Genomic DNA, 1311 nt, shown 5'->3' with positions numbered 1-1311 from the left:
GCCAACGACATGAGCATTTCGGCAGGCCGCGACGTCATCAACAAAGGCAGCGTGCTGGAAAGCGGTCGTGACATGACCATCCAGGCCGGACGCGACGTCACCATCGCCCCGACCGAAGTCACCAACAGCCTGTTCTCGGACAGCAAACACAACAGCAGCGACATCACCCAACTGGGCTCCACCGCCAGTTCAGGACGCGACCTGACCGTTCAGGCCGGACGCGACATCTCCGTCATCGCCAGCCAGATCGACGCCAAACGCGACATCGCCATGGCCNGTCAGCCAGATTGCCGCCGATATTGAAGCGGGAGGCAGCGTTGCCTTGCAGGCTGGCCAGAACCTCTCCGTGATCTCCAGCCGTATTACTGCGGGTAAAGAGGCGTACCTGGTTGCCGGTGAAAACCTCGACATCTTGGCTGCGCAGGACAGTGATTATTCGCTGTATGACAAAAAGAAGAAGGGGAGTTTTGGGGCGAAAAATTTCAAGCGCGATGAAGTGACCGACACGCGCAATATCAGCAGTGAAATCACTACAGGCGGTAACCTAACGCTGGCAAGTGGCGGCGACCAGCTCAACGACCTGTTGATCAACAGTGGCGGCGCAATCGATTTCGAGGGCGTGAAAGACCTACACGACGAAAGCCACACCAAGAACAAAAGCAGTGCAGCGTGGTTCTCGACAAAAGGCAAAGGGACAACTGACGAGACCTTTCGCCAGAGCGAACTGGTGGCCAAAGGCGAAGTTGCCATTCAGGCCGTCAACGGTCTGCGCATTGATGTGAAACAGGTCGATCAGCAAAGCGTAAGCCAGAGCATCGACGCAATGGTCAAGGCCGATCCGCAACTGGCCTGGATCAAGGATGCCGAGAAACGAGGTGACATCGACTGGCGTCAGGTCAAGGAAATCCACGAAAGCTTCAAGTACGACAACTCGGGCCTTGGGCCTGCTGCGCAGATTGTAGTCGCCATCCTGATGGCGGCGGTGATGGGCCCAGCAGGCTTTGGTTTAAGCGCTGGTATTGGCGGCGCTGTAGCAACCAGCGTTGCGACGACGGCGGTTCATCAAGGGATACGCCATGGCGGGAGTCATGGCAGGTTTCGTACCGACCATCAACCCGAAAAATCTGGGTTTGGACCTTGCGAGTGTTCAGACCGTTGCGACTAAGGTGATCACCGAATCTGTGATCAAGACCGCGATCATGGGCGGGAGTTTCAAGGATAACCTTGGCTCTTCCATAGTCACTACGGGAATCGCTACGGGTGGCGCCATTGCCGCAGGCAAGATCGGTGATTTCACTCTGTTCGATGAGG

General features: G+C 56.7%; 1 protein-coding gene and 1 pseudogene. Both read left to right on the top strand.

Annotated features, from left to right (window positions below; translation table 11 throughout):
• Positions 1–1165, top strand: a pseudogene (locus AO388_RS02285) (hemagglutinin repeat-containing protein); the annotation flags it as partial.
• Positions 1077–1311 (top strand): DUF637 domain-containing protein (locus AO388_RS29995; protein WP_330219494.1); only part of this gene is annotated, 235 nt, incomplete at its 3' end. The pseudogene AO388_RS02285 and the gene AO388_RS29995, both read left to right, overlap by 89 nt.

The sequence above is a fragment of the Pseudomonas sp. ICMP 10191 genome (assembly GCF_001467335.1).
Taxonomy (GTDB): domain Bacteria; phylum Pseudomonadota; class Gammaproteobacteria; order Pseudomonadales; family Pseudomonadaceae; genus Aquipseudomonas; species Aquipseudomonas cerasi.
This window is presented reverse-complemented; position numbering and strand designations above follow the sequence as displayed.